Annotated in this window: 18 protein-coding genes; 10 read left to right on the forward strand and 8 right to left on the reverse strand. The window is 60.4% G+C overall.

The features are described from left to right. Window positions 1-45: 45 nt before the first annotated feature. From mvaD to MKZ87_RS12455, 5 genes are all read right to left on the reverse strand, one after another. Window positions 46-1,047 (reverse strand): diphosphomevalonate decarboxylase, encoded by a 1,002-nt coding sequence (gene mvaD, locus MKZ87_RS12435; protein WP_266200988.1) that lies wholly within the window; start codon window positions 1,045-1,047, stop codon window positions 46-48. After that, a complete protein-coding gene (locus MKZ87_RS12440) occupies window positions 1,044-2,105 on the reverse strand; it encodes a mevalonate kinase (protein WP_266200989.1) in 1,062 nt (353 codons plus the stop codon). The genes mvaD and MKZ87_RS12440 overlap by 4 nt, the downstream gene beginning before the upstream one ends. A 2-nt stretch (window positions 2,106-2,107) precedes the next feature. Continuing rightward, complete coding sequence (locus MKZ87_RS12445) at window positions 2,108-3,337, reverse strand: hydroxymethylglutaryl-CoA reductase (protein WP_227233445.1); 1,230 nt, start codon at window positions 3,335-3,337, stop codon at window positions 2,108-2,110. 166 nt (window positions 3,338-3,503) lie between these two features. Continuing rightward, a complete protein-coding gene (locus MKZ87_RS12450) occupies window positions 3,504-5,915 on the reverse strand; it encodes a glucose/quinate/shikimate family membrane-bound PQQ-dependent dehydrogenase (protein ID WP_085701746.1) in 2,412 nt (803 codons plus the stop codon). A gap of 123 nt (window positions 5,916-6,038) precedes the next feature. Then, the gene (locus MKZ87_RS12455) at window positions 6,039-7,400 is read right to left on the reverse strand and encodes a carbohydrate porin (RefSeq protein ID WP_234205925.1); all 1,362 of its coding nucleotides are present in this window, start codon (window positions 7,398-7,400) and stop codon (window positions 6,039-6,041) included. 300 nt (window positions 7,401-7,700) lie between these two features. Here MKZ87_RS12455 and MKZ87_RS12460 point away from each other — a divergent pair, with 300 nt between their 5' ends. Further along, a complete protein-coding gene (locus MKZ87_RS12460; protein ID WP_007956650.1) occupies window positions 7,701-7,931 on the forward strand; it encodes a VF530 family DNA-binding protein in 231 nt (76 codons plus the stop codon). A gap of 1 nt (window position 7,932) precedes the next feature. Beyond that, a complete protein-coding gene (locus tag MKZ87_RS12465; protein ID WP_085699775.1) occupies window positions 7,933-8,571 on the forward strand; it encodes a Pr6Pr family membrane protein in 639 nt (212 codons plus the stop codon). An 18-nt stretch (window positions 8,572-8,589) separates the two neighbouring features. Here MKZ87_RS12465 and MKZ87_RS12470 read toward each other — a convergent pair whose 3' ends face one another. Together MKZ87_RS12470 and MKZ87_RS12475 are read right to left on the reverse strand one after the other, a co-directional pair. After that, a complete protein-coding gene (locus MKZ87_RS12470; protein ID WP_085701743.1) occupies window positions 8,590-9,375 on the reverse strand; it encodes a siderophore-interacting protein in 786 nt (261 codons plus the stop codon). Beyond that, complete coding sequence (locus tag MKZ87_RS12475; RefSeq protein ID WP_011335784.1) at window positions 9,372-9,947, reverse strand: PadR family transcriptional regulator; 576 nt, start codon at window positions 9,945-9,947, stop codon at window positions 9,372-9,374. The genes MKZ87_RS12470 and MKZ87_RS12475 overlap by 4 nt, the downstream gene beginning before the upstream one ends. 503 nt (window positions 9,948-10,450) lie before the next feature. Between MKZ87_RS12475 and MKZ87_RS12480 the strand changes: the two genes are divergently transcribed. The 8 genes from MKZ87_RS12480 to MKZ87_RS12510 all read left to right on the forward strand — a co-directional run bounded on the left by MKZ87_RS12480 (window position 10,451) and on the right by MKZ87_RS12510 (window position 18,003). Next, window positions 10,451-10,942: a CS1 type fimbrial major subunit gene (locus MKZ87_RS12480; RefSeq protein ID WP_085701742.1), complete on the forward strand. Its 492-nt coding sequence runs from the start codon at window positions 10,451-10,453 to the stop codon at window positions 10,940-10,942. Window positions 10,943-11,043: 101 nt separating this feature from the next. Then, window positions 11,044-13,566, forward strand: coding sequence for a TcfC E-set like domain-containing protein (locus MKZ87_RS12485; protein ID WP_085701741.1), 2,523 nt, complete (start codon window positions 11,044-11,046; stop codon window positions 13,564-13,566). 4 nt (window positions 13,567-13,570) lie between these two features. Next, a complete protein-coding gene (locus MKZ87_RS12490; protein WP_266200992.1) occupies window positions 13,571-14,779 on the forward strand; it encodes a hypothetical protein in 1,209 nt (402 codons plus the stop codon). 43 nt (window positions 14,780-14,822) lie between these two features. Continuing rightward, window positions 14,823-15,566, forward strand: a complete 744-nt coding sequence (locus MKZ87_RS12495; protein WP_085701739.1) for a pilus assembly protein — start codon at window positions 14,823-14,825, stop codon at window positions 15,564-15,566. Between the two features lie 15 nt (window positions 15,567-15,581). Beyond that, window positions 15,582-15,815, forward strand: coding sequence for a hypothetical protein (locus MKZ87_RS28945; RefSeq protein WP_323873471.1), 234 nt, complete (start codon window positions 15,582-15,584; stop codon window positions 15,813-15,815). Further along, entirely contained in the window at window positions 15,805-16,083 is a 279-nt protein-coding gene (locus tag MKZ87_RS28950; protein WP_323873472.1) for a hypothetical protein, read from the forward strand. Before MKZ87_RS28945 ends, MKZ87_RS28950 begins: the two co-directional genes overlap by 11 nt. A 118-nt stretch (window positions 16,084-16,201) precedes the next feature. After that, window positions 16,202-16,705: a CS1 type fimbrial major subunit gene (locus MKZ87_RS12505; protein WP_266200993.1), complete on the forward strand. Its 504-nt coding sequence runs from the start codon at window positions 16,202-16,204 to the stop codon at window positions 16,703-16,705. Window positions 16,706-16,749: 44 nt separating this feature from the next. Further along, window positions 16,750-18,003, forward strand: coding sequence for a hypothetical protein (locus MKZ87_RS12510; protein WP_085701736.1), 1,254 nt, complete (start codon window positions 16,750-16,752; stop codon window positions 18,001-18,003). Window positions 18,004-18,054: 51 nt separating this feature from the next. Here the strand turns inward: MKZ87_RS12510 and MKZ87_RS12515 are convergent, their stop codons facing one another. Then, entirely contained in the window at window positions 18,055-23,079 is a 5,025-nt protein-coding gene (locus MKZ87_RS12515) for an NEL-type E3 ubiquitin ligase domain-containing protein (RefSeq protein ID WP_266200994.1), read from the reverse strand. Between the last annotated feature and the right edge of the window lie 136 nt (window positions 23,080-23,215).

Genomic DNA, 23,215 nt, shown 5'->3' on the forward strand with positions numbered 1-23,215 from the left:
GTCGGAATCATCCCCAAAAAACACCCCGTCTGTAGGACGCAAGTTTCAAAACAGATGCTGCTCCAGCCGCCGGGGCCCGTCGCCCGCTCTATCGAGTATCCAGCGCTGGATGTCAGGCAGTTTGCGCAGTGCAGCAAACACGCGGGGGGAATGTTGCGGCGTGCACAGCACATGTACGTTGGGGCCGGCGTCGAGGGTGGCGCAGACGTCCAGGCCTTCGCGACGCAGTTGGCGGACCTGTTCCAGCACGGCCAGTGTCGCCGGATGCCAATAGAAAACCGGTGGCTGCGAAGTCATGGCGATCAGGTGCAGTTCGATGGCTTCGCGCTCCACGGCATCGGCCAGTCGGGTGAAGTCGCGTTCGAGAATGGCGCGGTGCACTTGTTCCAGACGCTCCGGCAGCAGCTTCAAACGGGTCGGATAAAACTCGCTGCTGGTGGCCAGCAGATGACCCTGGCGGGAGCTGACGGTTTTGTGTCGGGCATCGACCACGGCGATCAGATCATGCAGTGGCCAGTGGCGTGCGGGAGCGATTTGCAGGGCCGGCCCCGAAAGCAGCTGCGCATTGCCGGGCCACTGCACAAAACCACCACAGACCGAGCGCGCCGCCGAGCCGGAGCCGGACAGGCGCGCCAGATCGCTGAGGGTGGGATGCGTCAGCGAGTGTCCGCGATACACGGCAAATGCCGCTGCAAGTGCGCTGAAACCCGCTGCCGACGAGGCGATGCCGGCGCCGGTCGGGAAACTGTTGGTGGTTGCGATGCGTAGCGGTTGCCAGTGATCGAAATGTTCGCGCAAGGCGTGCAGGTGATGTTCGATCCCGGCGCGCAGGGTGGGGTCGGCCGGTACCAGTGTGCCTTGCCTGTTTTTCCACAGAAATTCATCGGCCGAGCCACCGGGCAATGGCGCCAGCGTGCAGATACTGACGCAGCGGCTCAGGGTCATCGAAAGCGAGGCGTTATTGGGCAAGGTGTTGTGAGCGTCGCGCATGCCCCAATACTTGATCAGTGCAATGTTGGCCGGGGACGAGACGCTGGTGCGATTCATGAACGGATGATCTCGAGTCCCGCCACCGCGAGCGGTGCGTCGATTCGCTGATACCGCGAAAGCTGCGGCACCTCTTCTGCGCCCATCACCAGCAGTGCCCCGGCCTGGTGACCGGTCAGGGCTCCCGCGCCGCAGATTTTGGCTGCTCCTCCTGCGTTTTCTATCGAGCGAATCAAGCGGGCGACGGCGGCGGGGACGACGCCCAGCTTTTCCAGATCCGCCTGGTAATCGCGTATCACCGCACGAAGCGTTTCCGGCATCGGTCGCGATTGTTGCAGCAGCGAACAGAAACGCTCGGTATTGCGTTGCATGCTGGCCAGTAATGGATTGTTGGCGCCTTCGAGCCGGTATCGGGTGGCGGCGATGACTTGGCCGGTGCTCTCGCGGGCGGTTCCGGTGTTGAACACTCGCAACGTGCCGGGCGGCAGGAGCACAGGGCTGTCGGGTAGCGTGAGCAGATTGAACGGGCCCTGCGCGTCATGCCGGCCTATGACAACCGAGCCCAGCAGGCTGGTGTTGTGGTCGATGCCCGAAGGTTCGCCGTGCTGATAGCGTTCAAGCGCCAGGGCCAACTGTTCGAGCGGACAATCGGCTTCTGTCAGCCGGAACAGCTGCGACAGTGCAGCCATGAGCGTGACGGCCAGTGCGCCGGAGCTGCCGAAGCCGGCGCCGGTCGGAATCTGTGATTGCACCCGCAGGACAAAGCCCTGCCAGTTGGCGGGCGCGAGTCGCAGCAGGATTTCACCCATGGCGCATTTGATCAGGTGGTCGGGGGCGCTGACGTTGAGTCGCGCAAAACTGGAGGTACTCGGGCCGCGCCGATAATGCGCCCAGGCCAGACGAACATGGCGGATGTAGTCGGCCAATTGCTCGGGGTCATAGCGGTGCTGGAACGCAAGGTCGGGCAGTTGCACGTCGATCTGCCGGCTCTCGTGCGGGGATATCCACACGTTGCAGTAAAGCCCCACGGCACAGGCAATGGCCGGACATCCATGCAGCGCGGCATGTTCCCCCATCAGGATGATTTTGCCGGGCGCTCTGGCATGGATCACGGGCATGCTCAGCGCCCCAATCGCTGATGGGCTGAAACCAGCTGATGCGAGGCTTGGGCGGCCATGATCGACAGTTCCCCCGCGAGTACCAGCGCACCGAGAATTTCCGCCAGCCGCCGGGTATCGACGCCTGGCTTTTTACTGCCCGGGACGATCCCCATCAAGGCCAGGGCTTCGCGCTGGGTGGACAACCCGGTACCGCCGCCGACTGTTCCCAACGGCGTGTCCGGCAACAGGACCGAGGCGTAAATGGCTCCGTGTTCACAGGCTTCGATACACGTAATGCCTACCGCACTTTCAGCCACTTGAGCGACATCCTGACCGGTGGCGATGAAAAACGCGGCGAGGATATTGGCGTGATGGGCGTTGTGGCCGATGGCGCCGGCCATGGCGGAACCGAGCAGGTTCTTGCGGTATTGCAGTTCGCACAGGTCGGTGGAGTTGGTTTTGAGAATATCGCGCAGGATGTCGGCGCTCAGGTGGGCTTCGGCATGAATGCGCTGGCCGCGTCCGTTGAGGAAATTGACCATTGCCGCTTTTTTATCGGTGCAATAGTTGCCCGAGATGCTGATGCAGGGCACGCCTGTTTCCGGGCTGATCAACTGGATAATCGCTCGGTCGCAGGCAAGGGTTGCCATGTTCATGCCCATGGCATCGGCGCTGTGGAAGCGAAAACGCAGGTAAATCGTTCTGCCGACCACTGCCGGCACGATTTCCTGCAATTGCAGATAGTGGCTGTCCTGCTCGCAACATTGCTTGATCTGCGGGTAGTGGTCGCGGATCCAGGCGAGAAAGGTTTGGGCCTGTTCAATGCCGCTGGTGCGAAACACAGGCGCGCGGGTAATGCCCACGTCCTCGACCCGCACTACGGCGCCGCCGGCGGCATGCAAGGCGCGGCAACCGCGCGAGGTGCTGGCGATCAGCGCGCCTTCGGTGGTGGCCATGGGCACATAGACCGGTTCCTGAGCCGTAATGGCCTGGCCTTTGACAAGCAGCGGTCCGGCTACGCCCAGCGGAATCTGTATGGAGCCGATGCGGTTCTCGCAATGAACCGGTCGCGCGTCGTGCTGATATTCGCCGATCGCCTGCAGGGACGACCCGTTGATTCGTTGCAGGGCCTCGCGTCGTATCAGGTTGGCTTCATCGGGCGCAAGGTGTGCGGGCAACTGATGGAGCCGGGTCTGTCCGTTGACCAGAGACTCGATCCAGTGGTTGCCAAAGTGGTGGGGGGCGGGCATCGCTGGCTCCATGATTCAACCGCTTCTCAGGGTTGATGATCGGAGCAAATGAGCAGAACCGCGCCTGTCAGAGTTGACAGTCTTTTATATCGATTGGCGATTGGCGCCCACAAAAAAGGCGACACCCTTGGCAGGGCGTCGCCTTTGCTTTTACCGCCGCTAAAACTTATTCCGGCAGTTTGTACGCAATCACATAGTCACCCATCTTGGTGCCCAGCGAACCGTGACCGCCGACAACGAGCAGAACGTATTGCTTGCCGTCCTTGCCGGTGTAGGTCATCGGGGTCGCCTGGCCGCCGGCCGGCAGACGCGATTTCCACAGTTCCTTACCGGTGTTCACGTCATAGGCGCGCAGGTACTGGTCGAGGGTGCCGCTGAGGAAGCCGACGCCGCCGGCAGTGACGATCGAGCCGCCCATGCTTGGCACGCCCAGGGTGAAGCCGATCGGGATTGGCGAGCTGTCGCGGCTGGTACCGTTTTTGCGTTTCCAGACGACTTTGCCGGTGGTCAGGTCGATACCGGCGACGTAGCCCCAGGCCGGGGCCTGGCACGGTACGCCGAGTGGCGACATGAACGGGTGCATGATCACCGCATATGGCGCGCCGGTGTTCGGTTGCACGCCAGCGGTTTCGCTCTCGCGCTTGCTGCCGGCGGCGACTTTTTCGCGCGGCACCATTTTCGAGACGAAGGCCATGTAGTTCGGGCTGGTGAACAGCATCTGGCGAACCGGGTCGACCGATACGCCGCCCCAGTTGAACACGCCGACGTTACCCGGATAAATCAGGCTGCCCTGTTCCGACGGAGGCGTGTATTGGCCTTCATAGCGCAGTTCCTTGAACTGGATGCGGCACAGCATCTGGTCGAACGGGCTGGCGCCCCACATGGCTTTTTCGGTCAGTTCCGGGGCCAGCAGGTTCAGGTCCGAACGGGCCTGGGTCGGGGCGGTGTGGTCGCCTTTCACGGCGCCTTGCGGAACCGGGATCTCGCGGATCGGGATGATCGGCGTGCCGTCACGACGGTCGAGGACGTACAGGCTGCCCTGTTTGGTCGGGGCGATCAGTGCAGGCTTGATGCCGTCGGCGGTTTTCATGTCCAGCAGGGTTGGCTGGCTGCCGACGTCCATGTCCCACAGGTCGTGGTGGGTGAACTGGTAGTTCCAGCGCACTTTGCCGGTGGCCAGGTCCAGGGCGACGACGCCGGCGCTGAATTTCTCGGCGCCCGCGGTGCGGTCGGCGCCCCACTGGTCTGGCGTCTGGTTGCCCAGTGGCAGGTAAACCATGCCGAGTTTTTCATCGACGCTGGCCAGCGACCACATGTTGGCCGAGTTGCGGCTGTAGGTCTCGCCCGGGGCCAAAGGCTCGGTGGCGTCAGGCTTGTCGCTGTCCCAGTTCCACACCAGGTGACCGTCGCGCACGTCGAAGGCGCGGATCACGCCCGATGGCTCGTTGGTCGATTCGTTGTCGGTGACATGGCCGCCCATGATCACCAGATCACGGGTGATGGCGGCTGGCGAGGTGGAGTAGTAACCACCGGCGGTGAACGGGCCGATGCCTTGGGTCAGGTCAACCACACCGTTGGTGCCGAAGCCTTCGCAGATCTTGCCGGTGTCGGCGTTCAGTGCGATCAGGCGGGCATCGGCGGTCGGCAGGTACAGGCGACGCGGGCAGGCCTGGGCGACGGCTTTGCCGGCCTCGGAGATGACGGCGGACGCAGCGTTTTGCGACTTGGCGTACGCGGCTTCGTCGTAGTACGACACGCCACGGCAGGTCATGTGGGCGAAGCCCTTGAAGCCGACCGGGCTCTTGATCTGCGGGTCGAAGCGCCACAGTTCCTTGCCGGTGTCCGGGTCCAGCGCCAGCACTTTGCTGTGGGCGGTGCAGGCGTAGAGCATGCCGTTGGCTTTCAGCGGGGTGTTTTCGTTGGTCAGCTCGACCGGGTCATCAGCGCTCGGCAGGTCGCCGGTCTGGATGCGCCAGGCTTCTTGCAGCTTGCCGACGTTGGCCGGGGTGATCTGCTTCAGAGGCGAGTAGCGATCACCGAACTCGGTGCGGCCATAGGCCTGCCAGTCGCCGTCGGGCATGGCTGGCGCGGTGCTGGTGGTACCGGCGGTGTCGCGACCCAGTTCGCCGAAGGTTTCGCCCGGGTGGGTGAACAGACTGGCCAGAGCGGTGACGCCGGCCAGAATCACGGCCACGGTCAAACCACCGGTGCCCATCGGCGCAGGGCCTGCGAGCAACAGCGGACGACGGAACCACGGCAGCAGCATCACGAAGCCGAGGACAAACCACAGCGCCAGGCGCGGCACCAGTTGCCACCAGTCCAGGCCGACTTCCCACAGCGCCCAGACGGTGCTGGCGAACAGCACGATGGCGTACAGGCCCAGTGCTGCGCGACGGCGCATCAACATCAGAATGCCGGTCAGCGTGATGCCGATGCCGGCCAGCAGGTAGTACAGCGAGCCGCCGAGCGTGCTCAGCTTGATTCCCCCGGCCAGCATGGCCAGGCCCATCAGTAGAAGCAGAATGCCGAGCAGGTTCGGCAGAAGACGGCTTCGACTCGAAGCACCTTCAGTGCTCATAGTGTGATTCTCCGTGACGTTTATGTAGTCCCGCGCTGTAGTCACTGTAGATGACGATTTGGCGTGGGCATGGTTCAAGTAAAACTTGTGTAGCTAGCTAAATTTCGTGCAAGGCGGTGTCGATCAGAACGACGACTGGATCTTGATCCCGCCGATCAGCGCGTCATCGACCTTGTCCACGCCGCCCGGATGGCGGATGTATTGCAGGTTCGGGCGCACGGTCAGCCAGTTCGTCACGTGCACGCCGTAATAGAGTTCGGCGCTGTATTCGGTGTCCTGCGGCGGCAGGTAGGACGGATCGTCGTAGTCGTAGACGGCGCGGGCCTGGTTGGTCGCTTCGGCGTTCTTGCGATAGGCCGGATTGACGTGAACCCGAGCCAGAGCGAAACCGATGTCGTCCCTGGCGCGGGCGTCGAACAGGCCTTTGTAGACCACGCCGGCCTGGACGTAGTTGTCGATGGCGTTGGTCTTCTTGTCGTGCATCGTGCCGTTGGCGAACACGCTTAAGCCGCGAGAGTTGTCGCTGGCGACGCTGGTGATCTGCTGCTGCACGCCGAGCCACACACCGTGTTTGCTTGAAGCGCTGCGATAGGCTTCGCCGCTCAGGGCCGCCGGCTGGCCGTTGCTGTCTTTATAGGCGTCGGTGGCCTTGGCGTTGCTGTAGTAGTAACCGGCGCGGTATTCGCCCGGCAGGCCGTTGAGCTTTGGTTTCCATACCAGTTCGATCGGCAGGATCGCGCCCTGGGTGCCGCTGCCGCTGAGTTTGAAGCCGTTGCCGCGATCGAGGTTCGACGGGTTCTGCTCATAGGCGCCGACTTGCGCGTACAGCTCCGGCGTCAGGTGATATTTGACGCGCATTGCCCATTGGCTGACCGGCCAGTTGTACCAGATGCCGCCGACCCAGTTGCCGACCTGCGAGCCGCAGAACGCCAGGTTCTGGAAGTCGCACGGGAAGCTGTTGAAGTCTTCGCCTTCGCCGAAGCGGCCGACCTTGATGTCGAGTTTCTGGTCGAAGAATTTCTGCTGGTACCACATCTGCGTCAGGCGGGTGGTCTGGCCACGGCCCCAGACTTCCTGGGCCGAGGTGAAGCCACCGACGCGCGGGTCGTTGATGCGGTCGTTGCTGATGTTGTTGCCGCTGCGTTTGGTCACGGTCAGCTGGAATTCTGCGTCATCCCAGCCCAGCAGTTTTTGCAGGTCCAGATGAGTGCCGAGGCCCCATTGGTCGCTGTAGCGCGCGGTGCGGTCGTGGTCGTAGCCGCCGTGCAGGTTGCTGCCCATTTCACCGGTGTAGTCGAGCTTGAAGTCGATGCCTTTTGCCGAGAGTTCGCTGCGGGTGCCGTTCCAGTCACCGAGCATCCACGGTGATTCACTGTCGAAGGCCGAGGCGGCCTGGGTGCAGGTGGCGAGGCCAAGGGCGGTGCAGCCGCCGATCAGGCGCAGGGTTGAGATAGCGCTGTCTCTGGAGAGCGGAAAATCGGGCATTGAATAGGTCTTTCTTGATCTTTTTGGGGGATAGGCTGGCCGCTACGATTTGACGCAGGCAGTGAAGCGATTCAGCAGAAGGGCGGCAGGATAATGTCCTGTTACAAAAACACAAAGTGCTTTTGCAGACATGAACCCTTTCGGATTCGGTAACAGTGCGGCAATCGATCACATTGCCCGGGATGATGGAGCCTGCGATCTTGTGCGGTTCACCTACATTTGAAGGAAGGCCTTCCACCGGCTCTGCCCCTCGGCTAAGGTGCGCGGCTTCTGCATTTTCACTTCGCCCAAAGGCCCGGCATGAACGACCACAATCCCGATCCGCTGCACGGCGTGACCCTCGAACAAATCCTCAATGCACTGGTAACCCACTACGAATGGTCGGGCCTGGCCGAGCGCATCGACATCCGCTGCTTCAAGAGCGATCCGACCATCAAGTCGAGCCTGACCTTTTTGCGCAAGACGCCATGGGCGCGGGAAAAGGTTGAGCGTCTGTACGTGAAGCTGATGCGCACCAAGCGACCGCTCTGAGATGAACGCCCTATGGCGGCGACGCCTGATCACTTCGGCCGCGGTGCTGGGCTGGGCCGGGCTGGGGATTCAGCTGTACCTGATTTTCTTCGCACGGCTGAGTGTCGGCGCCAGCCTGTTGGGCGGGCTGGTGAGTTTCTTCAGCTACTTCACCGTGATCACCAACACCCTGGTGGCGGTGGTGCTGACCTGCGCGGTGACCCATCGCGAATCCGCTGCGCGCCAGTGGTTTGTGCAACCCCGGGTCAGCAGCGGGATTGCCGTCAGCATTGCGGTGGTGGGCCTGGCCTACAGCATTCTGCTGAGACATCTGTGGCATCCGCAGGGCTGGCAGTTTATCGCTGACGAATTGCTGCACGACGTGATGCCGCTGCTGTTTCTGGCTTATTGGTGGTTGTGTGTGCCGAAGGGCACCCTGCGTCTGAAGCACCTGCCGCTGTGGCTGATCTATCCGCTGGTGTACTTCGCCTATGCGCTGTTGCGCGGGCATTTGCTGGGGGCTTACGCCTATCCGTTCATTGACGTGGCGCTGCTGGGTTATCCACAGGTGTTCGTCAATGCCGGGGGGATTCTGCTGGGCTTTGTGCTGATGGCGTTGCTGGTGATCGGGCTTGATCGCTGGCAAGGGCGGCGCCTTTAACCGCGCCGCCGCGCGTATTCACTCTTCTTCCGAGCCTTCGGCACGCCAGTAGCCGACGGCTTTGACGAACTGCTCATCCAGCCCGTGCTCATCGAGCAGTACCCGGCGGATCTGCCGCGAGACTTTTGTTTCCGTCGCCACCCACGCATACAGATTGCCCTTGGGCACCTGCAATTGTTTGATGGTGGCCAGCAGATTGTCTTTGCCGCCCTCACGCAACACCCAGATCACATTGACCTGCGCCGCGCTTTCCAGGGTTTGCTGCTCCTTGCCGTTCTCCACTTCGATCACCACCAGCGCCTTGCGATTGGCCGCCAGGCCTTCGAGGCGGCGGGCGATGGCGGGCAGGGCGGTTTCGTCGCCGATCAGCAGGTAGCTGTCGAAGATGTCCGGCACGATCATCGAGCCACGCGGGCCGCCAATGTGCAGGAACTGCCCCGGTTTGGCCTGTTCGGCCCAGGTCGAGGCAGGGCCGTCGCCGTGCAGGACGAAATCGATGTCCAGCTCAAGCTTGTCGAGGTCGTAGCGGCGCGGGGTGTAGTCGCGCATCGGTGGCATCGGCACGTCGTTCTTGCCGGCGCCGAGCACCAGGGTTTCCAGCGCGGCGGCCTGTTCGGCGTTCTGCGGGAACAACAGTTTGACGTGATCGTCGGTGCCCAGGCTGATGAACCCGGCCAGTTCCGGCCCGCCGAGGGTGATGCGGCGCATGCGCGGGGTCAGGTCGACCGCCCGCAGAACCTCGAGCCGGCGGCGTTTGATTTCATGCATCACACGGTGGATGCCTTGGGTCTGGACTTCAGTCATTCGGCTTTCTCCGGGGCAGATTGAACGGCAGGGCCGTCGACGATGGCTTTGGCGGTGTCGTTGAGCAGGTCGCGCACCCGCAGGATTTCTTCCGGGCTCCAGCGCCCGTGGTGCATCTGCAAGGCATGACGCAGGTTGTGTACCGCTTCATGGATTTCCGGCGGCCGGTCGTGACCGCGTAGCGAGCGCTTGCTGACGTCGATGCGCATGCGCACGCCGTCCAGCGCCACCGCTTGTTCGCTGAGGGATTGCCGGCCGGCATCGGTCACGGCGTAGCGCTTTTTGCCGCCCTCGGCGTCGCCGGTGATCATTTCGCTCTCTTCAAGGAATGTCAGGGTCGGGTAGATCACGCCGGGGCTGGGGCTGTAGGCGCCGTCGAACATGGTTTCGATCTGGCGGATCAGGTCGTAGCCGTGGCACGGCTGTTCGGCGATCAGTGCCAGTAGCAGCAATTTCAGATCACCGGGAGCGAAAACCCGCGGGCCGCGACCGCCGCGCTCGCGGCCGTGGCGTTTTTCGAAGCCGTCACGGCTGTCGCCGTGGTCGCGGTGGGGGGAATGATGGTCTCTCATTTCAGTCGTCTCTCGTCGTATTTAGATACAACTTAAGATATATCTTTCAGGCCGGGCAAGGCCTTTTTCTTCGAAAGGGAATGGCCGCTGACGAGCGGTCGAAGCGCGTGAGCAGGGTTTCAAATGATTTTTTTGCCAAAAAGACCGGTCACGCAGAAATAACCATGAAGTTAAAGCTATGACTCTATTAATCGTTGATCTTATATTCTAAAACTTGAGGAAAGTACGACTGGGTCGTGTTGAAAGTGCTGTAATGCTTTTTACTTGAAACTGTAGGTAGGGAATTGCTTACAGTCACTTTATTGAATTTGTGATTTTGGATGTTTTTTCTTTCGAGTTGTAAGGGTGTTGAACTACAAGTGCGTGGGAAGTTGCCTGCTTACATTTAATCTACAAGCGTTGATCATGCCGCGGAGTTGAACTTCAGTGTCTCGGGCCTTATCGGCCGTTGTGAGCTGAACTTCAATGTTTCGATTCCTTAAAAAGAAAACAGGTACTGATCGATGTTCAAGAAAATCGCAATCACCGCTTCTCTCGCTGCCCTCGCCCTCAGCTCTTCCGTGACCTTTGCTGCCGGTGAAGCGCGCCACTCCATCAGCCTCATCGCCCATGTGCCGACCAATGGTTTCTACGTGGTGCCAACTGATGCGGATCTGGTCAACAAAGACCAGGACATGAGCTATCAGCCAAGCACCGGCAAAATGCGTGAGATCAATGGTTTCTTCGATGTGCGCAACAACAACGGTTCGGTTCACGCCAGCCTGGAAAGTGTTCCGCAATTGATCTATGGAAGCGAAACCATCCCGCTGGAAGTTTCGTTCAACAACAAAGTACTGACCCTGACTCCACAAATGGTCGTGGGTGAGTCCGAGTCCGACGTGAACTATCGCGCACCGATCAAAATCCGCGCCACAGGCAGCTCTTTCCCCTCGGGTGATTACACCGGTACTGTCGCGCTGACCTTCGACGCTGTACCGCCGATCGCTGCGCTCTGATCGGGCAGCTGCGCTGACCGCTCGGTAGCGTTTCCCGGCGGGACACCCATTCCCCAATGTCCCGCCGGACTTCAACTTGTTCGAAATCAGAGTAAGAGTTCATGTTCCCGATGACACCCATCGCGGTCGCGCTTGCACTGTTGTTTTGTGCCGGTGCGACGGCGGCACCTGTTTCCGCGGGTTCGACACCCCGCAGTCTGCTGGCGCAAGCCAAAGGTTTGCCAGCGGATTTCGAGGAGCATTTCTTTGACGTGCCCTTGGCCGTGCGGGTCGAGCTTGACCAGCAGCCTTTGGGAGAAGCTCTGGTCGTGCTGTCACGCGATGACCGCATCACCTTGCTCGAATTCACCGATACCAGCGAAAACCGCTACGGCCCGGCTGAACGGGAAAAGTGGGCGGCCTATCTCAAGCCCGGCGTGCCATTGGGCGATTGCTCCGGTGCGTGCCCGAATGATGTGCTGGCCGTGCATTACAACCTCGAAAGTTCCCTGGTCTCGATCCTCACCCGCAATGCCGAGCGCGATCTCGAGGCCAAGCGTTTTCACGATCAACCCCTCGAAGGCAGCAGCGGCCTGATGGTGCGCAATCAGCTCAACCTCAATGGTGGCCAGGATCAGGACCTGGGTGGGCGCTATGGTCTGGAGGCCAGTGGCAGCCTGGGTAACTGGAGCCAGACGTTCAACATGCAAATGGCGCGCATGGGCGGTCCCGACGACAAGCTGTACCACGCCGTGCACGAGCTTTACACCCAACGCGAGCTGCAAGGCAGCTTCTTTCGTCTGGGTTATTTCACCCCCAATTCCGAAGGCCTGACCCGTCAGCCGCGTACATTCGGCACCAGCCCCGACACGGCGGTCGGTGTGATGTACGGCAGCTCCGACAGTCTGGCCATCAACAACGCGATGCCCAGCGTTTATCCGATTTATGTCACCGCCAACCGTCAGGGCTCGGTGGAGATTTACCGCGACGGCCTGCTGATCAACACGCAGTCGGTGCCGGCCGGATTGCAGACCCTCGATACCCGACCGCTTCCCGGCGGCATCTATGAAGTGGAAGTGCGGCTGATCGAAGACGGTCAGATCACCTCCACCACCCAGGAGCTGGTCTACAAGCCGAACAACTGGCGCAACCTTGACGAGCGCTGGCGCTACAACCTGTTCGCCGGCGAAGAGAGCAAGCTGCTCAGCAACTGGGATCAACAGGCCAGCGGCAGTCCCACGGCCGGCGCTTCGATCAATTACCTGGCGCACCCGCGGGTGATTCTCGGGCTGTCGGCACGCCAGATCCGGGAAACACTGCAGTACGGCACGTCCATCGACTGGACGCTGGCCAACCATCTCAGCCTGTATGCCAACGTCTACCAGACCCGGGACTACGGCACCGGACTGGACCTGCAGAGCCTGTACAACTATGGCTCCGGCAGCCTGATCTTCAGCCACACCCGCAGTTGGCTGGACACCACCGATCTTTACGAAACCCTGCCCGATGGCACCCGTGTGCGCCAACGCAACGTGTTCGTCGGCCAGACCAGCAATTCTTCGCTGGCGATCAATCATCGCGTCGATCAGCGCAACTCCCTCAACGCCCGGGTTTCGCACAGTGAAGGCAACGTCGAAGGCTTCGGCGTGGATCTGGGCTGGAACCGCCGTGCCGTGCTGTTCGGCAACGATGCCAATTGGCGCCTGTCGCTGTTTGATCGTCCCGGCAGTTTCAGCAGCGGCAATGATCGCAGCCGGGGTGTCGATCTCAGCCTGAACCTCGCCATCGGCGCGCCGGGCCAGCAGTTGACCGGCAGCATCGGTTCACGCACCGATCGTGATGGCGGTCGCGACAACAATGCCTCTCTGGGCTGGCGCAAGGACTTCAAGGATCACGTGCTGCAGAACGTATCGGTCACCGCGCTGAGCGATACCTACGGCATGGGCCTGTCGAGCCTGGCCAACTTCCGCACCGACACGGTCAATGGCGACGGTTTCGTTCAGCGTTCGTCCTATAACAACAAGTTCACCGGCGGCCTGAACCTCGACAGCACGCTGGTGGTGGGCGGGCAGAAAATGCTGATGACCAGCGAATACGAGATGCGCGGCGCCGGCATGATCGTCGATGTGGAATCGGACATTGACGGGATTGTCCTGCGGGCCGACGACCTGAGTGGCGGCGGTGCTTCATTGAAGCCGGGGCGCAATTTCATTCCGCTGACGGCGTACCAGAACAGCTCCGTGAGCTTCGACTTCGAGGGCAACCATGTGCCCGCCGCGACCATCGCTCCGGCCCGGACCCGCTATCACCTGAACAAGGGCGGCGTGGATTACCGGCAGATCCGGGTGATGAAAACCCTCACTGTCCTCGGTCGTCTGGTGGATGCGCAGGGGCGTCCGCTCAGGGGCCATCACGTGATCAACCACGCCAGTCGCGGAGTGACCGAAGTCGACGGGTTCTTCTCGATGGAAATGAATGCTGGCTCCCCGACGCTGGAAGTGCGCCGGGATAACAACCTGCTGTGCCAGTTCCGTCTCAACGAGAAGGATCACCGCAGCGAAAACAATGTGTTGATGATCGGTGACCTGCGCTGCACGCCCGACACTCTCGCCGATCTCGCATCCATCGAACAGAAGGCGGGTTGATGCCATGAAAGCGACAAAGTACTGGCTGGGTTTACTAACGGCGTTGAGCCTTTCGGCCGAGGCAGCCACTCATGAAATAAAGGCGTTGTTCCAGCCAGACCCCTCGCAGCCAAACAAGAACATTTTTGTCAACAAGACGCCCAACAGTGGCTATTGCGCGAGTTATCCGGGTCAGTGCTCGGCGCACAATATGTTCAGTATTCAAACGCCGGTGCGGTTCACGTCCACGCGGCCCTTCGCCCCTGGCGACAGTCTGGGAGTGAGGGTTCCGGCCAATTGGCGGCGGTTGACCGTCACCAATCGGGATACGCAGGAAACCGAAACCGTTGAAGTGCGAATCATCGGCATCGGGTCCACCTATGTCCTGAGCCATCCGGCGGCCGAACTGACAGGCGCGGCGACCCCCCTGGAGGGACATCAGCAACTCTGGACCAGTAGAAGTTGGGTCTATGTTCCGGCTCCGTGTCAATACAGCGGTGTAGGGTTATATACATCGGCAACCTACAGGTTTTTCTGGAAGGCACCGGAAGAGGCTGCCTGTACCAAGGTCGCCGCGTACACGATTCCGTCGATGTCATTCGACACCCTCGATTTTGCCTATGAATTGAGAACGCCCAATCCGTTGGGTATGTCATCCGGGCTCTACACCGGGTCGTTGTCCTACACCATGGGCCCCGATGGTGATTTTCAGATGGGCACGACGATGGTGCCGGACGATAGCGATCTGACTCTGGATTTCGTGTTGGACGTACAGCACACGCTGAAAGTCGAACTGCCTCCTGGCGGAAACAAAATTGCGCTGGAGCCGGCAGGCGGCTGGCAACAGTGGATCGACAGCGGCCGCAGGCCGACCGACATCTTCCGTAATCAGCCGTTTTTCCTGTCCGCTTCATCGCGTTTCAAGGTGATGTTGCAGTGCAGTTCTCTGGGAGGGGCCGACTGCAACATAGGCAATAACCAGGTGGGCTTCTCCAAGTTCCAGGTCCGGCTGACGATGCCACCCGGCATTGTCGGCCCCGGGAATACCGATGGCTGGTCCGGCACGCTGACTTACAACACCTGGCTTGGACCGTTCGAGCCCAGCCGTTATGTCGATCGCAAACAAGGCATGTTGCGCTTCTTCATCTCTCCCAGGTTTCTGGATTTTTTGAAGCCCGGCATGAACGGCACGCTGTGGGGCAACGCCACGATCATTTTCGATTCGGAAGTATGAGCATCTGCCAACGGGGCATTGTGATTTTCATGAGGTTGAAAGGATGAGACATCTGTTTTTGCTGTTGCTGTGCGCGGTGTTCTGGACCACGGCCCAGGCCGGACCGCAAATCAATGTGGGCACGGTGTACGACTACCTGGACGGCGACAAAAGCACCTACCTGAAACGGGTGTTCAACAGCGGCGACAGCACGGCATTCGTCAAGGTCAACGTGCTGGAGATCGTCTACGACGGCCAGGGCCAGCCCCAGGAGGTTCCGGTTGCGAGCGCCGCTGATGGCGCGTCGCGCAACGGCCTGATGGCCAGCCCGGCACGCCTGATCATTCCGGCCCAGGGCATGCAGGGCACGCGTCTGCTGTATATGGGGGAGCGCGACCGCGAGCGCTATTTCCGTGTGCGCTTCGTGCCGGTGGTGCCGGAGAAGGAGGACGATTTTGTGGTGTCCAGCGAAGAGCGCGAAGACTACAAGAAGACCCTTTCGGCGGGCGTCAACGTGATGACCGGTTTCGGCACGGTGTTTTTCGTACGGCCGAAAGACACTCGCTACGACACGGTCCTCAACGACACCGGCAGTCGGTATGAAGTGCGCAACAACGGCAACACGGTGGTTGTGGTCGACGAGTTCAAGAGCTGTTCACTGGTAAAGGAAACCGACTGCGGCGCGACCGTCAAACACCACGTGATGGCCGGCCGCACGTTCGCTTTCGACAAGGAAAAGGGCCGCGAGTATCGCTTCAAGCTCGTCGAAGGCGAGCGCAAGCAGGATCTCAAGGTCGTCAGCCGCTGACCCGCAGGAAATGACATGAACAAGTATTGTGTGGCCGCCGTACTGGCGGCAATCAGCACGTTGACCGCAACCGCTGTCTCGGCGGCTCGGGAAACGCTGCATTTCGAAGTGACGCTGACCATCCCCCAGCCGACCGTTTTACATCCTGCCGTCGGAACCGGACTGGATCCACCGACCGCAGATTCTGGCCTGGAACTACCCGGATTCGACCCTCGGTGGGTTCAGCAGGAACTTCGATGTGCGGCATGACACCAGCGCCATCGAGGCTCGGCTGGAAAGCGCGCCGTACCTGTCGACGGGCAGGCCCGGCGAGAATATCGATCTGCGGGTGCGCTTCAACAACGTGGAGCTGAGTGCCGCTCCGGCGTACCGTCAGGTGCTGTCAAAGGAGGAGGCCGCGATAGGCAAGCGAGTGCCGCTGGAGATCGATCCGATCATGCCGGCCGGTGGTTACAAGGCGGGAGATTATTTCGGCAACGTACTGGTCGTGTTCAACGCGAGGGCCCCGGGAGAGTAACAAGCGGCAGTCGCTGATCGGTATCCGTTTGCGGACGGATAAAGGAAAGATCGCGATCATTGCCGGGCTGGGCAGCCGCCAGGGAGGCGGATTTTCCATCGATGCAAAGGAAAGCGACATGATCAAGCAAGTGGTGATCGCCGTGTGCGTTGGCGTTTTGACGCCGATGGCCGGTGAAGCCTTCGCAGCACAGGAAAAGCACATTTTTGAAGTCTCGGTGGATATTCCAACCCTGGAATTTTATGTGATACCGAGCGAAACGGACTGGATACACCATCAACAGACGCTGCCCTGGGACATCGCCACTTCGACCCTTGGCGGCTTGCGCAAGAACTTCGATGTGCGCACTGACAGCAGTGCCATCGAAGCCCGCCTCGAAAGCTTTCCCTTTCTCTCCAGCGGCCTGGATTCACGGGATGACATCAGTCTGCGCATCAACTTCAACGGTACGGAGTTGAGCCATCACCCTGTTCCGGTTCAGGTCGTGTCGCGCGAGGAGGCTGTCGCGGGCAAGAGGGTGCAGCTGGAAATCGAGCCGCGGGGGCCTGCCAACGGTTATACGCCGGGTGATTACTACGGCACCGTCAACATCATCTTCAATGTGGCAGCCCCGACGGGTTGATCGTTGAACCAATAAAAGACCGTTTGCTGAGCAAGGAGCTGGTAATGGTTTCAGGGTTGCGAACATTCAACAGATTTGGCAAGGCAAAGTGGCAGGCGGGTCTCTACGGCTGGTTGATCTGCTCATCAGCGCACGCGGTGACTCAGGAAATCAGGGCGGTCTATGTACCTGATCCCGCCAATCCGCAGACCAACAGCTTCATCAACCAGACGCCGCAGAGCGGTTACTGCGCCACTTATCCCAACGATTGCAAACCGTTATCGGGCGTCCGGCTGCCGTTGCGATTCGCTTCAGTGCAGGCGCTGGAGCCGGGCTCGTCCGAGCGCAACGGCGCGATGTTCAACATGCCGGCGCAGTGGCGCAGCCTGATGGTCACCAATGTCTTTACCGGCGAGACCGCGACAGTGGACATGCGCATCGGCGGGTTCGGTTCACAGTATGTGCTCAGCGACACGGCGGCCAATCTGACGGGCGAGACCGACGATCAGCAGGCGCACTACAAGTTGTGGGGCACCAGTTGGGGTGTCGCGCCGCTGCCCTGCCGGCCCGGGGCGATGCCGTCTCACGGCCCGGATTTTTTCCAGTTCTTCTGGAAGACGCCGACCGAAGGTATCTGCGCCAAACGGGCCGCGTTCATGATTCCCTGGATGTCCTATGGCTATCTGGACGTGGGCTACGAATTGCACATGCCGGATCCGTTGACGATGTCTGCCGGCCTGTACACCGGTCAGTTGGCCTACGGTGTCGGGCCAGGCATGGACATCGACACCGGCGACAATCTGCTGCCGGATGCGTCGGCCGTGACTTTCCGGTTCGTGCTGGATGTCCAGCACGTTCTGAAAGTCGATATTCCTCCCGGCGGCAACAAGGTCGTGCTGGTGCCCGAGGGGGGCTGGCAGGCCTGGTTGCAACAGGGGCGAAAACCGGCACGGTTGTTTCGCGACCAGACGTTCAACATTTCGTCCTCCTCGCGCTTCAAGATGTTCCTTGAGTGCCAGCACGGCGGCGCGCAGTCTTGCGGGTTGCAGGACTCGGCGGGAGGCAGCACACAGGCGCAGGTGTTCGTCAGCGTCAGCCTGCCCGACAGCATCACTGACAGTGCGGGCCAGCCGGTGCGGCATCGGCCGTTGTCGGCAAGTCCGAGTGTCCCGGGATTTCAGCCGGGCCGGTTTCTGGACCGGGCGCCGGGCACGCTGCATTTCGAAATACCCAAGGACTATGTCGAGCAGATGCTGCAGCCCGGCCAGGCCCGGCGTTACGCCGGCAATGTCACAGTGATCTGGGATTCGGAAGTCTGAGCCCACCCCTTAAGGCAACCTGACCGGTTGCCTTAAGGGCTGCGCAGCGGCTCAGATCCCCGCGCGAGCCATGGCCTCGCGGGTCAGCCGTTGTTTCAGTGCCTTTTCCTGCCGACCGATGCTTTCAAGCCAATCGTCAAAGGTCATCTGACTGGTTTTTTCCTCTGTGAAGAGCAGATCCTCCGGGATCGACAGGCGCTGAGCCAATTCACTGAGGGTGCGTCTGAGCTCGGGGGAGCGATCCTTTCCTTCGCTCCAGCGTTCCTGGGCTTCCTGCAAATCGATCAGCAGGTCGACCTGTTCCTGGTACACGCGCGCGTTGGCTTCGATTTCTCCCGACCAGGTTTCACGCAAATAACGATCCCAGAAAAATTGGTCGAGCATCTGGTCGACCAGACCGCCATCGGCCTCGGCATCGAGAATCCTGTCGCCGGCCGCATCGATGGTTTCGTCGGTGACCCCGGCGATCGCACGGAATTTCATGGCCTCGGATTGCCAGGGCAGTTCAAGGCGTCTGGCCAGACCGGTTTCATAGGCCAGGTGGACTTCCACATCGTCAGCTGCGCCCTGGCGGGCCGCGATATCGGCCCGGGCAATCTCGTTGACTTGCCTGAGGCGCGCAGCACCTTTGGCCAGTGTCACCAGTCGCCGTTCAAGCTCATCGGGAGAACTGGAATAAGTGCGTGCTTCCGATTCCAGCACGCGTATTCCCATGCTGTTGAACAACTGGGCGCCGGCGTCTTCGCAACCTTCGGGGGCAGTCGACATCAGGAACAGTTCTTCGCGCAGCCGGGTATCGATGTTCATGGCGTCGATCATTCGCCAGACACGCTCGGTCAATTGATTCAGTGTCTCTCCACCCAGTTCGTAATCGGCAGAACGGGTCAGACCCTGCAGCACCTGGAAGAAGCCGTCGGAGCCGGGTTCACTCGCCAGGTCATGCCACGCTTCCGGACGAAGCGCCCCGATGCCGGGCGTTTCATCAGCCACTTCGGTGTCCATGGAAATCGGCCATTGCTCCAGCAAGTCTTCAGCAACGGTGGCGTAAGTGTGTGACGGACGCAGACCCACGGACGTGCGATAGCTTTCGTAAGTGGAGCGTGCCTGGCTGGCCATTTGTTCCAGACGAACACGCGTGCGGGCGATCAGGTAAGCCTCATCGGAGCCGGGCCGCACTTCGGGAATGTACCTGAGCGGGTTGTTGCCCAGATCAAGAAAGAACCCTCGGGGGCGGGGAACATCGAACAGGCCCAGCGGCCAGCTGTCGATCTGTGTATTGATCAGACTCAGGATCCGCAATCTCGGCATGCGCCCGACCGACAGGGGCATGCTGATTGGGTTGTTGTCCAGTCTCAGGGTTTCCAGGCGCGTCAGCGTGTTCAAAAGCTGAGTATTGGCAGGCGTCAGCTGCAACAGGTTGTTGTTCAGACGCAGGGTTTCCAGACGCTGCATCCGGTCGATGCCGGCGGGCAGGGTCCTGAGGTTGCAGTGTCTGGCACTCAATTGACGCAGTTGAGGGAAATCCTTCAGCAAGCCGTCGGCCGTTAAAGAAAAACTCTGGCCGTCCAGATTCAGTGTCGTGATCTGATCGAGCCAGGGTTTGAGGCCGTCCGGTAATTGCCCCCACCATTGCTGGAGGTCATGGGGCAGCATCTCTTTCGACAAGTCCAGCGCGTAGCCGCTCTCAAGGCTGATGCTGCGTTCCTGGAACACCTCGGACCTGCGTTCGAAGCACTCCAACAGACGCTCTGCAAGGAAGCGTCCGCCTTTGTGTTGATACTCCCACCAGGTTTGCGGGACGCCCATGTTCTCGAAGTCCACGGGGGCACCCTGGCTCCGGAACCTGAATGCCCAAGAGTCGAGTGTTTGCTTCAGCGTCGTGAGTTCACTTTCAAGCCGCGCGATTTTCCAGTGGGCATCGCCGGTGGCCTGCAATGACCGGGCGAACGTCGCCACTTCTGTTTCGCTGAAGTGCGGATAGAGATTTCCGACTTTTTCTTCCACGGTCAGCGGCGCCTTGGACAGCCTCGGTCCGCGCAACAGCAGCTCGGTTTCCAGCGGGATAACAGGACGGATCGGGGAGCGTGCCAGGATTGTCCTGCGTTCGGCTGGCGTTTCGGTGCAGAGCATCACCCATTGTCTGAACGATTGCCCCTGGCCCGTGCGATAGCCCAGTGCACGGCGTTTGCCTTCGGGCAGGGCGGCCAGTATGGAATCATAGAAGTCAGCAGCGTCGTGCAGTTTGTTGTTCTCACCGTCGCGTACCTCATAACGACCGTGTTCATCCCGGATCAATCTGCGCACTGTTGTGGCATCGTCCGGGCCGGCGCTGCTTCGCAACCGGCCGTCATGCGTGCCTTCGCGAACCTCTATGCGCAAATCTGAGAACGTGTCGGTGTAGATCCTCAGCGCGCCGAGCGTGAGACGTTCGGTATCCGGCACCAGCCATGCCGGATCATGCAAGCCCTCGCTGGCCCGGGTGGCGAGTACCTCGAACGCGGTTTCCCGGGCCTGACTTTTCAGGCGCAAAGGGATGTGTTGCTGCTCGCTCATGATGCCGTGCTCGGCGGCTGTCGCCTCGTTTGTCAGCGATTCGGCGATTCGTGCCGACAAGGGAGGGAAATGGCGCTGGATCAACTGGGCCCCGGCATCGGTGGCCTGGTTTCTCAAGCGGTACTGGTAGTCGAAAATTTCGCTTTCGCGGGTTTGCACGGCGTCGGCCAATCGATTGCGCAAGACCTGTGCCCGCCGGGCTTTGGGATAGTCCCCGCCCAGCAGTGACTGCATGTCGGCGTCATCGAGGAACTCCACCACTCGCTCGGGCAAGCGGTTGTCCAATACGTCGTCAAGTCCGATGGACAGCGTCTGATGATCAAACGCAAGGGGGTTGCCGTATTGCCGGTAAGCGCCGGTCAGATCATTGTTTTGCCAGACTTTGACGGCCTTGTCGGCTGGCCAGCCAGGCATGTCGGTGATCATTCGGTCAAACCAGTGCGAATCCGGGGGAAGGGGCTCTGCGCTGCGAATGCGCTCGCCGAGCCCTTTTGTTTCCTCGCGGATACGGGTGCGGTTCAGCGTGTCCTCGAGCAGGGGCGGTGGCGGGCTGTTTTCCACATGCATCCGGCGCAACGCGTCGATCGGCGTGCCACTGATGCGACGTATCCTTTCCAGTTCGACATCACTGTAAACGTCGACCGAGTGCCCCAGACGTCGCATCAGTTGCGGGCCATCCCAGTCATGCGGGGTCTCTGCTTCGTGAGTCCAGGCCCCCGCTCCGTTGTGCTTCAGCCGCGGGGAGTAAGCCTGCGGTCGGGAAGGGTGCTCGACACGGTATTGGCCGCTTTCGCGGTCGAACCTGACTGAATAGTGCCTGCCCTCCAGCGGCAGAATGGTCTTGCCGGCATGTTGGTGCAGACCCAGGGCATCCGGTCTGGCGCCCTCCGGCAAGGCCGGTTGCGACAGCTCGTACGGTTGGAGGTCCGGGTGCCACAACCGTGTGCTGCCATCGAACGAGCGTACGGCTTTCATGTTTTCAATCAGCGGCGAAAACTTCAGCAGAAACGGCCTGGCGACCACCGCACCACTGGCGAAAGCCGCCAGTTGCAGGACGTCGTTGACCACTCCCACCACATGTTCCGCAGCCTCTTCCCAATGACCCAGTGCCAGATCCACCGCCCCCTCGATGACTTCATTGGTCAATTGCCAGGCGGTGTAGCCGAGCATTGCCAGACCGACGACAGGCACAAAGGGTGCAGCCACCATCACCGCCACGTTCAGGATGTCCTGGACAATTGCGAAAGCGTTCGCCCACCAGTCTGCGCGAGCATTCTCGTCCGCATCGGCGGTAGGCACGGCGATGTTGCGCGCATCGTTGAGGATTTTGTCGAGCTGGCGCTGATAGAGCGATGCCCACAAGGCACCGCTGAACGGTATCGCACCGTATTGCAGGTTGGGATGGCTGACCGGTGTTTCGCGCCAGGAAGGACGTGAGTCTCCACGTTTGTGTGGATACCATTTCACATGCAGCAGACGCTGCTTGAGATCGGCAAAGAAATACCCGCGGTCCTTGTGATCGACGAATTGGCTGAAGAACTGCCAGTAGCTGCCTCCGGTGGAGGGCAGTGTGTCGTTCTTCTGCAACTGGCGAGTCAGCTCGGTCAGAAAGTCGAGGTGGGTGGCGTATTCTTTCAACGGATGTTCCGGGTCGTGCGGAACGTAGGCGATGATCCGCGACGAGGACAGCGGATACCCGGGGTCGGGGCGCAGAATCAGGATGCCGGTCATCTTCAGATCCATGATGGTCAGCTCGCAAGCCTGCATCCGCTGCTGGCCGAGCCTGAGTGCCACCCGACCGTCGAGCAGGGCACGGATCAGCTGCACACCTTCACGGTCGATGTCTTTCTTTGCCAGCGCCACGCGTGCGGCCACCCGCAGCGCGGCCTTCTGGCTTTGCACGACCTGCGTCTTTACGTAACTGCGCGCTACCGGGTCGTCGTTCAACAGCATTTCCTGAAGATGTGCCTGATAAAGCCTGCCGATATCCAGTTCGCGACACAGCGTCTGGAATTGGGCCACGGTCATCAGTCGATCCAGTGGGGAAATGTCGTACTGATCGTTTACAAGTTGCATTTTGAGGACGAACGCGGAATTCGATGCGTAAGTTTCGTTATAGGCGAAGTTGTTCAGGGCAGCTTCGAGCAATGAAATTTTTCTTGAGGTTGAACCACTCAAAATATTTCTGACGTACCAAGGCGATCTGCTTTCGCGATACAGAATCAGAAATGTATTCCTGATATCGACGTCGATGCCGGTTTTCTCCCGCAAGCGTGTCCTCAATAACGGTTCGGCAAACGCGTGAATATCTTTCAGTCGGGCCAGTGCCTTGTCGGCAGCGTTGCGGGCTGCCCAGGCACTGCGATGGACGCTGGCCAGTCGCGGCTGCATCCAGTATTCACGACGCGGTTTTATATTTTTCAATACTTCGCCGTGATGCGGTTTCATATCGGTAAAAACCGGATCGATCCGCGATTTGATTAATTCGTAATGTTGCCCTTTGTATTCGGTTTTTGCAGTCATGGGTGCAGCCTTGAATAAGTCAGGAATGTTGAGCCTAACGTTCAAGTATGCGGAGGATTAGTTCAAAAGTTTGTTTCTCGAGTGCGAGCCAGACAGGGGAACGATTGAATATTGGAATGCATAAAACAAATAGTTA

Source organism: Pseudomonas sp. MCal1 (assembly GCF_026341415.1).
GTDB lineage: Bacteria > Pseudomonadota > Gammaproteobacteria > Pseudomonadales > Pseudomonadaceae > Aquipseudomonas.